A 12,360-nucleotide genomic window follows, 5' to 3' on the forward strand; every position below is an offset into this window, starting at 1 on the left:
CCACTGCGCCTGGCGAAGTACGGAGTACCGCTCGCCGAGACGGCCCCGGCGGGGCTGGCCGCGGCGGGCGTCGAGCCGGTGCTGCTGCCGCCGGTTCCGCCGCAGTCCCAGAGGTCCCGGCCGCAGCCGCAGCACGAGCTGCCGCGAGGCCAGGAATGGCCGCAGGAGCACGAGCAGCACGAGCCGACCGACCAGGACCGGTACGAGCAGGACCGGTACGAGCAGCAGCAGTACGACCAGCACGAGCAGGAGCAGTACGAGCAGCAGTACGCGGAGCACCCTCAGCCGCAGGAGATCGCGGAGGACCCCGGCAACTACGAGAGCCCGTGGTTCGCCGCGCCGCAGGTCCCGCAGGAGGCCTACCAGGAGGCGTACGACAGCGCCTTCGACCCGACGTACGTGGAGGGCCTGGAGCCCACCCCCGTCCGCGTCCCCGCGGGCCCGGGCCGCACCCGCCCTCTCGGCGGTATGGTCCCCGGCCCGCGCGTCGAGGGCCCTGTGCCGGAGCCGGTTCAGGAGGAGTTCCCCGAGCCGCCTGCCGACACGGAGGAGTTCAGGGAGCTGGCCTATCCGGTCTTCCAGGCGTACGTGAACCAGCACGGCGCGTTCCCGAGCGCCGAGCAGCTCGACATACACCTCACGGACGGCCACGGGGTGCGGCACCCGCGCAGCACGGCACTGCTGCGCCGCCTGATGCCGGAGTTCAAGAACCGCTTCCAGGCGGACCTCGAGGCCGAACACATCGCCTGACTCGGCCCCTTTCGCCTCGGGGGCGCCGCAATGCCGAAGGGCCCCGCCCGGCACCAAGCCGAGCAGAGCCCTTCCGCAAACCGCGCGTGCGCCTACACGCCCAGCAGCTTCCGCACCCGGTCCGCCCCCACCGCCAGCAGCAGCGTCGGCAGCCTCGGCCCCGTCTCCCTGCTCACCAGCAGCCGGTACAGCAGCGCGAAGAACGACCGCTGCGCCACCTTCAGCTCCGGCGTCGGCTTCGCGTCCGGTTCCAGGCCCGCCATCACCTTCGGCACGCCGTAGACCAGCGTCGTCAGACCGTCCAGGGACCAGTGCGTGTCCAGTCCCTCGAGGAGCAGCCGCAGCGACTCTCGGCCCTGCTCGTCGAGCGAGCCGAGCAGCTCCGTGTCCGGCTCGTCCCGCACCAGCGTGCGCTGGTCCGCCGGGACCTGCGTGGTGATCCAGTTCTCGGCGCGGTCCAGCCGGGGCCGGACCTCGTCCAGCGAGGGCAGCGGGTTCGACGGGTCCAGGTCGCTCAGGATCCGGATCGTCTGCTCGTCGTGCCCGGCCGTGATGTCGACGACGGAGGCGAGCGTCCGGTACGGCAGCGGCCGCGGCGTCCGCGGCAGCTCACCGGCCGCCGTGCGCGCCGCACGGGAGTACGCGGCGGCGTCCGCCGGCAGCGCGGTCCCGTCCGCGACCTTCGCCTCCAGCTTGTCCCACTCGTCGTAGAGCCGCTGGATCTCCTGGTCGAAGGCGATCTTGAAGGACTGGTTCGGCCTGCGGCGCGCGTACAGCCAGCGCAGCAGCGGCGCTTCCATGATCTTCAGCGCGTCCGCCGGCGTCGGCACGCCACCGCGCGAGGACGACATCTTCGCCATCCCGGAGATCCCCACGAACGCGTACATGGGGCCGATCGGCTGCACGCCGTCGAAGATCTCGCGCACGATCTGCCCGCCGACGACGAACGACGAACCCGGCGACGAGTGGTCGACACCGCTCGGCTCGAAGATCACGCCCTCGTAGGCCCAGCGCATCGGCCAGTCGACCTTCCAGACCAGCTTGCCGCGGTTGAACTCGCTCAGCCGCACCGTCTCACCGAAGCCGCACGCCGAGCAGACATAGCTCAGCTCGGTCGTCTCGTCGTCGTACGAGGTGACGGTCGTGAGGTCCTTCTCGCACTGCCCGCAGTAGGGCTTGTACGGGAAGTAGCCACCGGCACCGCCGCCGTCGTCCTCCTCGGCCGCGCCGGATCCCTCCGCCGCCTCCAGCTCCGCCTCGTCGACCGGCTTCTGCGACTTCTTCGCGGGCGCCTTCTTCGTCCGGTACTGGTCGAGGATCGCGTCGATCTTCGACCGGTTCTTCATCGCGTGCAGGATCTGCTCGCGGTACACACCCGACGTGTACTGCTCGGTCTGGCTGATCCCGTCGTGCTCCACGCCCAACTCGGCCAGCGACGCGACCATCGCGGCCTTGAAGTGCTCGGCCCAGTTCGCGTACTCCGAACCGGCCGGCGCGGGCACCGAGGTCAGCGGCTTGCCGATGTGCTCGGCCCACGACTCGTCGACACCGGCAACCCCGGCCGGAACCTTGCGGTACCGGTCGTAGTCGTCCCAGGAGATCAGGTGCCGGACCTCGTGCCCACGCCGCCGGATCTCGTCGGCGACCAGGTGCGGGGTCATCACCTCACGCAGATTGCCCAGGTGGATCGGGCCGGAGGGCGAGAGGCCGGACGCGACGACGACCGGTTTGCCAGGCGCACGTCGCTCCGACTCGGCGATGACCTCGTCCGCGAAACGGGAGACCCAGTCGGTCTCGGTGCTGCTCTGAGCCACGATCGGCACGTCCTTGAATGCTTGGGTTTTCTCGGGTTCTCGACAGGCGTCGTACGCCATTGTCCCAGACGGAACGGCTCCCTCTGAGGTTGCTCATACAGAGGAGAAATACGTTGCGGCCCCATGGGACACTTGACAACCGAAATAGACCTCTCGACGAGACTCGACCTCGACTCGACAAGAACGGAAGCTCATGGCCTCGGTCCCTTCCCTCGCTTCGACCGTGCAGCAGCGCCTCGCGGACGCCCTCTCGGCAGCTCTGCCGGAGGCCGGTTCCGCCGACCCCCTGCTGCGACGTAGCGACCGGGCCGACTACCAGGCCAACGGCATCCTGGCGCTCGCCAAGAAGCTGAAGGGCAACCCGCGCGAGCTGGCGACCAAGGTCGTCGACGCGGTCGGGTCCAGTGACGTGCTCAAGGAGATCGAGGTCTCGGGCCCCGGCTTCCTGAACATCACGGTCACCGACCAGGCCATCACCGAGACCCTCGCGGCTCGCGCCGCGGACGCCCGGCTCGGCATCCCGCAGGCCGCGAACCCCGGCACCACGGTGATCGACTACGCCCAGCCGAACGTGGCCAAGGAGATGCACGTAGGCCACCTGCGCTCGGCGGTCATCGGCGACGCGATGGTCCAGATCCTGGAGTTCACCGGCGAGACGGTGATCCGGCGGCACCACATCGGCGACTGGGGCACCCAGTACGGGATGCTCATCCAGTACCTGATCGAGCACCCGCACGAGCTGGACCACGAGGGCGCCGAGGAGGTCACCGGCGAGGAGGCCATGTCGTCCCTGGACCGGATCTACAAGGCCTCCCGCGCGCACTTCGACTCCGACGAGGAGTTCAAGAGCCGCGCCCGTGACCGGGTGGTGGCGCTGCAGGCCGGTGACCCGGAGACGCGGGCCCACTGGCAGCGCTTCGTCGACGAGTCGAAGATCTACTTCTACTCGGTCTTCAACAAGCTCGACATGGAGATCCGCGACGCCGACATCGTCGGCGAGTCCGGCTACAACGACATGCTCGACGAGACCTGCCGCCTCCTGGAGGAGTCCGGCGTGGCGGTCCGCTCGGAGGGTGCGCTGTGCGTCTTCTTCGACGACGTGAAGGGACCGGACGGCAATCCGACCCCGCTCATCGTCAAGAAGAGCAACGGCGGCTACGGCTATGCGGCCACCGACCTCTCCGCCATCCGCGACCGGGTGCAGAACCTCAAGGCGGACACGCTCATCTACGTCGTGGACGCCCGGCAGTCCCTGCACTTCAAGATGGTCTTCGAGACCGCGCGGCGGGCGGGCTGGCTGAACGACGAGGTGAAGGCCGTCCAGCTGGCGTTCGGCACGGTGCTCGGCAAGGACGGCAAGCCGTTCAAGACCCGTGAGGGCGAGACGGTCCGGCTGGTGGACCTGCTGGACGAGGCGATCGAGCGGGCGACGGCGGTCGTGCGCGAGAAGGACGTCCAGAACCAGCTCACCGAGGAGGAGATCGCGGAGCGCGGTACGCAGGTGGGCATCGGCGCGATCAAGTACGCCGACCTGTCGACGTCGGCGGCGCGGGACTACAAGTTCGATCTGGACCAGATGGTGTCGCTGAACGGCGACACGTCCGTGTACCTGCAGTACGCCTACGCCCGTATCCAGTCGATCCTCCGGAAGGCGGGCGAGGTCAAGCCGGCCGCGCACCCGGAGCTCGAACTGGCCGCAGCGGAGCGGGCGTTGGGTCTGCACCTGGACCAGTTCGGCGAGACGCTGGCGGAGGTCGCGAGCTCGTACGAGCCGCACAAGCTGGCCGCGTACCTCTACCAGCTGGCGTCGCTGTACACGACGTTCTACGACCAGTGCCCGGTCATCAAGCCGGCGCCTCCGCGTGAGGTCGCCGAGAACCGCCTGTTCCTCTGCGACCTGACGGCCCGCACGCTCCACCAGGGCATGGCGCTCCTCGGCATCCGCACCCCCGAGCGTCTCTGACATTCAGAGCGCTGAGGGTCTCTCTGAACTTCGGAGAGACCCTCAGGGCGCGGACTGCTCGACCCAGGCACTCCTGTCCGGCCAGTAGCCGTACTGCTTCCGTCCCTCGATCGCGCTCGTACGGAACGGCTTCCCGCCGTCGTCGACACGCACTGTGCCCCGCCGGTCCCCGCTGCTCCAGTCGAGCTCCAGGTACCAGCTCACGTCGTGTCCCTCGGTGTGGACGTCGAGGTTGAGCACCTGCGGATCGTTGGACGCGACCTTGTACGGGAAGTCCTTGGCGGGCACGACGGTGTCCCCGTCCTGCCCCGCCACGGGCTTCACCAGCGGATGCCCCGCGTCCAGGTCGATGTCGAAGGTCTGTGGGGTGACACCGCCGCCGCAGCCGTCTCCCATCGAGTACGCATCCCAGTCGAGGGGCGCGTTTCGCCCGACGACCCGTACGTGTACGGCATTGAGCACCACCGAGTCCGCGGTTCTGCCCGTCGCGGTCAGCTGAAGCCGCATGTGGCCGCCGTCGACACCTCCCAGCGCACGGGACCAGCCGCGGACGTCCTGTGGCGCGGGCGGCGGCGGGACCGCGTCCGGGGCCTGGTCCAGCACATAGAACTGCCCGCAGGGCTCGTCCCAGTTGTACGAGCTGACGCCCACCTTCAGCGGTACGCCACCGCTCGCCGGGGGCAGGGTCTGGCGGCTCTGGGACGCTGAGACCGACGGGCTCCCGGTCGGCGACGTGCTCGCGGAAGGACTGCCGCTCGGCGAGGCGCCGGGGCCGGTGGAGCGTGGCGCGGGGGTGCCGGGCGGGGCACTGGCCCCGGAGACGGCGCCGGGCTTCTTCCCGTCCTCGTTCCCTGTGGTCTCGTGGCCGACGACGAAGGCGGTGGGCACGGCGAGGGCGACAACAGCCCCCGCGGCAAGGGCGATTCGCATCCGCTTGGGGTTGCGGCCGCCGGGCGCGATGTCGGCCTCCACCGCGGCCTCAGGCTCCGGGGCGTCGGCCGGCAGCCCGGCCGCCGGAGCAACCGCCCCGGCCTCCACACTCTGTGGAACCTCGGCCCGCACCCGCCGCCGCGCCCCGTCCGCCACAATCCAGCGCCGGTGCAGCTCCACGAGCTCGTCCTGCGTCGCCGCGCACAGCCGCGCAAGCCGCTCAACGGGCGCGTACTCGGCCGGGACGGCGTCGCCGTTGCAGTACCGGTGGAGCGTGGACGTACTGACGTGGAGCTTGCCCGCGAGCACGCCGTAGCTGCGGCCCGAACGGTCCTTCAGCTCCCTCAGCAGGGCCGCGAACTCCTCAGCCTCTGACGTCGCCAATGCCGTGTTCCCCCTCGTGAGCCCCTGCCGACTGTCCCGGAACGCCGTTCCAGGGACGTGAAATCCGCCCAGGTCACAGTATGCGCAAGCGTTCCAGCATCCCCAATGGTTCGTGGGCTGTTGCGGCCGGAATCCGCAACCGCCCAGCCTGTGATCAATGCGAAGCCGTATCCACAACAGCATCGTCGACGCCCTGGCGGTACTCGTACTGATCGCGGCGACCGCGGTCGTCACGGCCCTCATCTGCCACTACTGACCCACAGACCGTCCACACGGGGAGAACCGAACACCATGCGCAACACCGCCGTAGCCGCCACCGCTCTGCTGGCCGCCCTCTCACTGACCGCCTGCCAGTCCGCCGACGACACCACCGACGAGGGGAATAAGCCGGGCGCGTCGGCTCCGTCCACGAGCGCGCCTGCGGCCGGCAGGACCGAGCCCACGACCGACGCCAAGACACCGGCCGCAGACCGGACCAAGCGGCCCGCGGCGAACCCGAAGCCCACCCACGCGGGCACCGGCGGCGACACCGGCACCACCGCCTGCATCGGCGAGAACACCAAGGTCACCGTCAGCAGGGTCAGCCGCCCCATCAATCACCTGCTGCTCACCATGACCAACTCCGGCTCCAAGGCGTGCAACGCCTATCACGCCCCGCTTCTCCGGTTCGACGAGGACCAGGCCGTCACCCAGGTCATGGACTTCAGCAAGCCGCAGGCCGTTGTCACCCTCTCCCCCGGAGAGTCCGCATACGCCTCGATCGTCCTGTCCGGCGACAGCAGCGGCCAGAACGGGCGTACAGCGAAGACCCTGACCGTGCACTTCGCCCCGCGCAGCGGGTCCGGCTCGACCAACACGGCGCCGGACATGCTGAAGCTCCCTGCCGGCACTTACCTCGACGACAACGCGAGTGTCAGCTACTGGCAGAGCAGCATGTCCGACGCCCTCACTTACTGAGCCCTACCGGGCGCGTCACCTCAGCGGGTGCGACGTCTTGCCCGAGGCTTCGTCGATCTCCACATGAGCCTTCTGCAGAAGTTGCGAGGCAATGTCCATGAGCGCCCGCGCGCCCGAAATCTCCTCGCCGACCCGTAGCTGTTCCGGGTCCGAGCGGTGGCGCTGGGCATTGCCGTGACCGCGTATTTCCGTGCCGTCGCCCAGTCTCACCATGGCGGCCGCCCTGGTCCGGTCGCCTTCCTCCTGGAATTCCATCTCCACGTGCCATCCGACGAGTGTCTGCATGGCGGATCACCTCCAGCGGTACCTCTCCAGAGTGCTCCGCCTGGCCCGTGATCACCACAGCACTTACCGAATGGCGCGTACCCGACTTATTAGTCGGTACTTGTGAGCCTCTCGGCGGCGGACGAGGATCGAAGGCGATCCCGCAACCACACCTCTCCCGGAGGAGCTCCGCCATGCCCGTGAACGCGATCAAGCCCGCCGTATCCGTGCTCGGCCTCGGAATGATGGGCTCCGCCCTCGCCGCCGCGTTCCTGAAGGCCGGACACCCCGTCACCGTCTGGAACAGGTCCCCCGCCAGGACCGGCCCGCTCGTCGCCCAGGGCGCACTCCCCGCCGCCACCCCGGCGGATGCCGCGGCCGCAAGCCCTCTCGTCGTCGTCTGCCTGCTGACCAACGACAACGTCCAGGAGCTCCTCGCCACCCTCTCCGACGACCTCGCGGGCCGGACCCTGGTCAACGTCACCAACGGAACCCCCGCCCAGGCACGGGAGTTGGCGGCCTGGGCGGCGAAGCACGGAGCCAAGTACATCGACGGCGGCATCATGGCCGTCCCGCAGATGATCGCGGGCCCGCACGCGTACGTCTTCTACAGCGGCCCGCAGCAGACGTTCGACGCCCACCGCGAGACGCTGTCCGCCCTCGGCGGCACGAAGTACGTCGGCACCGACCCCGGCCTCGCCGCCCTCTACGACCTCGCCCTGCTGACCGGCATGTACGGCATGGTCCTCGGCGTCATGCAGGCGTACGCCCTGGTCCGCACGGAAGACATCCCGGCCACCGAGTTCTCCGAGCTCCTGGTCCCCTGGATCACCGCGATGCTCGGCGGCGCACCCCGGTGGGCCGAGGCGATCGACTCGGGCAGGCACCTCACTGACGTCTCCAGCCTCGCCGTGAACCACGCGGCCTTCCCGAACTTCCTCGCCGCCTTCCACGACCAGGGCGTCAGAAGCGATCTCTTCGAGCCCTTCCAGGCGATCCTCGACCGCGCGATGGCAGAGGGATACGAGGCTGACGGCCTGTCCCGCATCGCCGACCTGCTCAGGCAGTGACGGCGAACTCGCACCACACGATCTTCCCCGGATCGCGCTCGCCGACCCCCCACTTGTCGGCGAGCGCGGCCACGAGCAACAGCCCGCGCCCGGACTCCCCGTCCGGCTCGCGGACGGACGGCTGCCCGCCGCCACTGTCGTGCACCTCGACGCGCAACAGCCCGCCGCCGTCCCCGTACAGCCACAGCTTCAGCCGGTAGCCGCGTCCTGGCGGTACGCCGTGTACGAGCGCGTTGGTGGCGAGCTCGCTCGCGCAGCGCGAACTGGCCGAGCGCGTGTGCGTGCACGAGGAGACGATCGCGTCGGTGGAACAGGGCCGCCGCCCGCTGAAGCCTGACCTTGCGAAGGTGCTGGACCAGGTCCTGGATACGAAGAGGGCGTTACAGACGGCGGTGGACAACATGCCGGAGATTGATCTGATCCCGGCGTGGGCGGAGCAGTACATGGACATCGAGCGCGAGGCGATCGCGCTGTCCTGGTTCGAGAACCAGGTCCTGCCGGGCCTGCTCCAGACAGAGAGGTATGCCGGAGCAGTCTTTCGCACCAGGATCCCGGCCTTCAGCGAGGAGGAGATCGGTGCCCAGGTGTCGGCCCGGCTGGAACGCCAGGAGATCCTTCGCCGCAAGACGCCGCCGAACTTGAGCTTCATCCTTTCAGAGGCGATCGTGCGGGACCGCCTCGGTGGCGATGCGGTGCACCGGGAGACGCTGCGTAATCTCCGCACTTGTGCCGATCTCCCGGGCGTCACCATCCAGATCATGCCGCTCGGCCGCGAGACCCACGCCGGGCTCACCGGACCGTTCATTCTGCTGGAAACGCCGGATCACCAGCACCTCGCCTACACGGAGACACAGCGCGGCAGCTAGCTCATTTCTGACCCGGATGAGGTCAGCATCCTGGCGCAGAAGTATGCGATGCTGCGAACGCAGGCCCTCAACCCCGAGGAAACGAAGGGCCTGTTGGACCGGCTGCTAGGAGAGCAATGAGCACGGCACTTGAGTGGTTCAAGTCCAGCTACAGCGGCGAAGAGGGCGGCGCCTGCCTGGAGGTCGCGTACGACTGGTGCAAGTCCAGCTACAGCAGCGACGAAGGTGGCGAGTGCGTCGAGGTCGCCGCGCACCCCGCCGCCGTCCATGTCCGGGACTCCAAGAACCCCGGCGGCCCCATGCTGACCCTCACCCCCGCCACCTGGGCCGCCTTCACCACCACCCTGCTCTGATCCAATTGTCAGTGGCGACCCCTAAAGTCACTGGCATGGTGATCAACCCCAACGCACTCGGCCTCGACCTGCCGCCCGGTGCGATGCGCGTCCAGCCGTCCCTCTGGTACGCGAACGAGCCTGCACGGCAGGACACTTGGGCGCGCCTGCTCCCCGCCCGGGAGGCGTCCGGCATGCACCCGGTGCTGCTCGTCAACGACGAGGACCGCTCTCTCACCTGGGACCGGGACCTCGATCTCGACCGTGTGTCGCACCCGGACGACTACGACGTCGAAGAGGTCCTGACATCCCTGTGGGATTACGACATGGCGGAGAACGAGGCCGAGGACGACGCGGACACCATCGCCCCGTTCACATCCGAGTGGCCGGGCCTCGCCCCCGCCGGCGAGCGGTTGGCCGACCCTGACGTCACGGCCGCCCGGGTCGCGGGCGAGCTGATGAAGGCCGGCCGGCTGCCCGACGCCCGGGCCGGGCTGATTCCCGTACGCCGCAGCGCAGACATCCCCAGCGCGCTGGGCTGGACCGCCGCGGGCAACCACTACGAGACGGGCCCGCTGTCCACCATCCTGCGTTCCTGGGAGGACCGCTTCGAACTCCGCGTCGTAGCACTGCACTTCGACCGCCTGGATGTCTCCGTCGCGGCTCCGCCCCGCACGATGGCGGAGGCGCTGGCCGTGGCCGCCGAGCACCATGCGTTCTGCCCGGACAACGTCCGGCAGGGGTACGACTCGATCCGCGAGTACGCGGCGGAGGGCCTGCTGGGGAAGCAGCACTGGACGTTCTGGTGGGACTGACCGGAAGGGCAATTTTCGGCTGACCCATGATTCACATTGGTCTATACCTTGACTCGATCACGTCAAGCACGCTTGAGTGAGCGGCACAACCCCCCACCACGGCGCGGCCGTTGCGTGCTAAGGAGTGATCGAGTGCTGAGACGACACCGCATCATGGCGTTGCTGATCGCGATCCTGGTAGGAAGCGGACTGGCGGCGGTCTTCATGCCCTCCGCCGGCGCCGCCTCCGCGGACGCCTGCACCTCCGCACCGAACTGGTCGGCCGGTACGTCGTACGTCACTGGCAACGTTGTCAAATACACGGACGGCAAGTACTACATAGCCGAGCACGACAACCCGGGCTACGACCCCACGATCAGCACCTGGTTCTGGGACCCGTACACCTGTAGCGGCGGCGGGAACCCGTCCCCCTCGGGCTTCGTCGTGAGCGAGTCGCAGTTCAACCAGATGTTCCCGAGCCGGAATTCGTTCTACACGTACAGCGGGCTGACGGCCGCGCTGAGCGCGTACCCGGGCTTCGCGAACACCGGCAGCGACACGGTCAAGAAGCAGGAGGCCGCGGCCTTCCTGGCGAACGTCAGTCACGAGACGGGCGGTCTGGTCTACGTCGTCGAGCAGAACCAGGCCAACTACCCGCACTACTGCGACTGGAGCCAGTCCTACGGCTGCCCGGCGGGCCAGGCGGCGTACTACGGCCGCGGGCCGATCCAGCTCAGCTGGAACTTCAACTACAAGGCGGCGGGCGACGCGCTCGGCATCGACCTGCTCAACAACCCCTGGCTCGTGCAGAACGATGCGGCCGTGGCCTGGAAGACCGGCCTCTGGTACTGGAACACCCAGAACGGCCCCGGCACGATGACCCCCCACAACGCGATGGTCAACCAGGCGGGCTTCGGCCAGACCATCCGCTCGATCAACGGCTCGCTGGAGTGCGACGGCAAGAACCCGGCGCAGGTCCAGAGCCGCGTGAACAGCTACACGCAGTTCACCCAGATCCTGGGCGTGCCCACCGGATCCAACCTGTACTGCTGACCGGACCCACCCCCCACAACGGGCCGCGGGCCGGGGAGAACATTCCCCCGACCCGCGGCCACCACGTTTTTCAGGCGTTACGGCTCAGAGAGTGCGCGCGACCTCGGTCGCCCAATAGGTGAGGATCATCTGCGCACCGGCCCGCCGGATCCCGGTCAGGGTCTCCAGGATCGCCTTGTCCCGGTCGATCCAGCCCTTCTCGGCGGCGGCCTCGATCATCGCGTACTCACCGCTGATCTGATACGCGGCGACCGGAACGTCGACGGCCTCGGCGACCTTCGCGAGCACATCGAGGTAGGGGCCCGCGGGCTTGACCATGACCATGTCGGCGCCCTCTTCGAGGTCCAGCGCCAACTCCCGCAGGGACTCCCGGAGGTTGGCCGGGTCCTGCTGGTACGTCTTGCGGTCGCCCTTGAGGGAGGAGCCGACGGCCTCGCGGAACGGCCCGTAGAAGGCGGAGGAGTACTTCGCCGTGTAGGCGAGGATCGAGACGTCCTCGTGGCCGGTCTGGTCCAGCGCGTCGCGGATGACGCCGACCTGGCCGTCCATCATGCCGCTGGGCCCGACGACGTGGACTCCGGCATCCGCCTGGACCTGGGCCATCTCGGCGTACCGCTCAAGGGTGGCGTCGTTGTCGACGCGCCCGTCGGCGTCAAGGACACCGCAGTGACCGTGATCGGTGTACTCGTCCAGGCACAGGTCGGACATGATGACGAGGTCGTCCCCGACCTCGCTCTTCACGTCCCGGATCGCGACCTGCAGAATCCCGTCCCGGTCCCTCCCGGCAGTCCCGGCGCCGTCCTTCTTCGCGTCCTCCGGCACCCCGAAGAGCATGATCCCGGCAACGCCCGCCTCCAGAGCCTCGACGGCGGCCTTCCGCAGGGTGTCGCGGGTGTGCTGCACGACACCGGGCATGGCGGTGATCGGAACGGGCTCGCTGATCCCTTCGCGTACGAAGGCGGGAAGGATCAGATCGGCGGGGTGCAGGCGAGTCTCGGCGACCATGCGCCGCATGGCGGGGGTGGTGCGCAGCCGCCGCGGCCGCGCGCCGGGAAAGGATCCGTACGCAGTCATAGCGGCAACGCTACGCCCGTCCGGGGGCCACACGTACCGACAGCCCGTCGGCGCGGACCGGGGCGCCTGCGGCGGGCTTCACCCCACCCCGCCCCTTCCCGAACTGGGG

The 12,360-nt window shown here is 68.9% G+C and carries 12 protein-coding genes and 1 pseudogene; 8 read left to right on the plus strand and 5 right to left on the minus strand.

Annotated elements, in window-relative coordinates:
• Window positions 1–750 (plus strand): annotated as a pseudogene (locus ABZS64_RS35440) (hypothetical protein); the annotation flags it as partial.
• Window positions 751–842: 92 nt separating this feature from the next.
• Here ABZS64_RS35440 and lysS read toward each other — a convergent pair.
• On the minus strand, window positions 843–2,573 hold the full coding sequence (gene lysS / locus ABZS64_RS35445; protein WP_355838628.1) for a lysine--tRNA ligase: 1,731 nt from the start codon (window positions 2,571–2,573) through the stop codon (window positions 843–845).
• Window positions 2,574–2,757: 184 nt separating this feature from the next.
• Here lysS and argS point away from each other — a divergent pair, with 184 nt between their 5' ends.
• Window positions 2,758–4,527, plus strand: coding sequence for an arginine--tRNA ligase (argS, locus tag ABZS64_RS35450; RefSeq protein ID WP_355838631.1), 1,770 nt, complete (start codon window positions 2,758–2,760; stop codon window positions 4,525–4,527).
• 42 nt (window positions 4,528–4,569) lie between these two features.
• Here the strand turns inward: argS and ABZS64_RS35455 are convergent, their stop codons facing one another.
• Entirely contained in the window at window positions 4,570–5,841 is a 1,272-nt protein-coding gene (locus tag ABZS64_RS35455) for a helix-turn-helix transcriptional regulator (RefSeq protein ID WP_355838634.1), read from the minus strand.
• Between the two features lie 291 nt (window positions 5,842–6,132).
• Between ABZS64_RS35455 and ABZS64_RS35460 the strand changes: the two genes are divergently transcribed.
• On the plus strand, window positions 6,133–6,798 hold the full coding sequence (locus tag ABZS64_RS35460) for a DUF4232 domain-containing protein (RefSeq protein ID WP_355838636.1): 666 nt from the start codon (window positions 6,133–6,135) through the stop codon (window positions 6,796–6,798).
• A gap of 15 nt (window positions 6,799–6,813) precedes the next feature.
• Here ABZS64_RS35460 and ABZS64_RS35465 read toward each other — a convergent pair whose 3' ends face one another.
• Window positions 6,814–7,083 carry a DUF1876 domain-containing protein gene (locus tag ABZS64_RS35465; protein WP_355838639.1) on the minus strand — a complete coding sequence of 90 codons (270 nt, stop codon included), beginning with the start codon at window positions 7,081–7,083 and terminating at the stop codon, window positions 6,814–6,816.
• A 173-nt stretch (window positions 7,084–7,256) separates the two neighbouring features.
• Between ABZS64_RS35465 and ABZS64_RS35470 the strand changes: the two genes are divergently transcribed.
• Window positions 7,257–8,132 carry an NAD(P)-binding domain-containing protein gene (locus tag ABZS64_RS35470; RefSeq protein ID WP_355838642.1) on the plus strand — a complete coding sequence of 292 codons (876 nt, stop codon included), beginning with the start codon at window positions 7,257–7,259 and terminating at the stop codon, window positions 8,130–8,132.
• On the opposite strand, the gene ABZS64_RS35475 is transcribed toward ABZS64_RS35470, so the two are convergent.
• A complete protein-coding gene (locus ABZS64_RS35475; RefSeq protein WP_355838645.1) occupies window positions 8,122–8,535 on the minus strand; it encodes an ATP-binding protein in 414 nt (137 codons plus the stop codon). The genes ABZS64_RS35470 and ABZS64_RS35475 overlap by 11 nt on opposite strands.
• Between ABZS64_RS35475 and ABZS64_RS35480 the strand changes: the two genes are divergently transcribed.
• The 4 genes from ABZS64_RS35480 to ABZS64_RS35495 all read left to right on the plus strand — a co-directional run bounded on the left by ABZS64_RS35480 (window position 8,438) and on the right by ABZS64_RS35495 (window position 11,177).
• Entirely contained in the window at window positions 8,438–8,998 is a 561-nt protein-coding gene (locus tag ABZS64_RS35480; RefSeq protein WP_355838648.1) for a DUF5753 domain-containing protein, read from the plus strand. The two genes, ABZS64_RS35475 and ABZS64_RS35480, sit on opposite strands and share 98 nt — an antisense overlap.
• Window positions 8,999–9,114: 116 nt before the next feature.
• Window positions 9,115–9,351 (plus strand): DUF397 domain-containing protein, encoded by a 237-nt coding sequence (locus tag ABZS64_RS35485; protein WP_355838651.1) that lies wholly within the window; start codon window positions 9,115–9,117, stop codon window positions 9,349–9,351.
• Window positions 9,352–9,386: 35 nt separating this feature from the next.
• Window positions 9,387–10,145 carry a DUF4253 domain-containing protein gene (locus ABZS64_RS35490; RefSeq protein ID WP_355838654.1) on the plus strand — a complete coding sequence of 253 codons (759 nt, stop codon included), beginning with the start codon at window positions 9,387–9,389 and terminating at the stop codon, window positions 10,143–10,145.
• 135 nt (window positions 10,146–10,280) lie between these two features.
• Entirely contained in the window at window positions 10,281–11,177 is an 897-nt protein-coding gene (locus ABZS64_RS35495; RefSeq protein ID WP_355838702.1) for a glycoside hydrolase family 19 protein, read from the plus strand.
• Between the two features lie 84 nt (window positions 11,178–11,261).
• On the opposite strand, the gene hemB is transcribed toward ABZS64_RS35495, so the two are convergent.
• The gene (hemB, locus tag ABZS64_RS35500; protein WP_355838657.1) at window positions 11,262–12,251 is read right to left on the minus strand and encodes a porphobilinogen synthase; all 990 of its coding nucleotides are present in this window, start codon (window positions 12,249–12,251) and stop codon (window positions 11,262–11,264) included.
• Between the last annotated feature and the right edge of the window lie 109 nt (window positions 12,252–12,360).

The sequence above is a fragment of the Streptomyces sp. NPDC005408 genome, from assembly GCF_040606445.1.
Classification (GTDB): Bacteria; Actinomycetota; Actinomycetes; order Streptomycetales; family Streptomycetaceae; genus Streptomyces.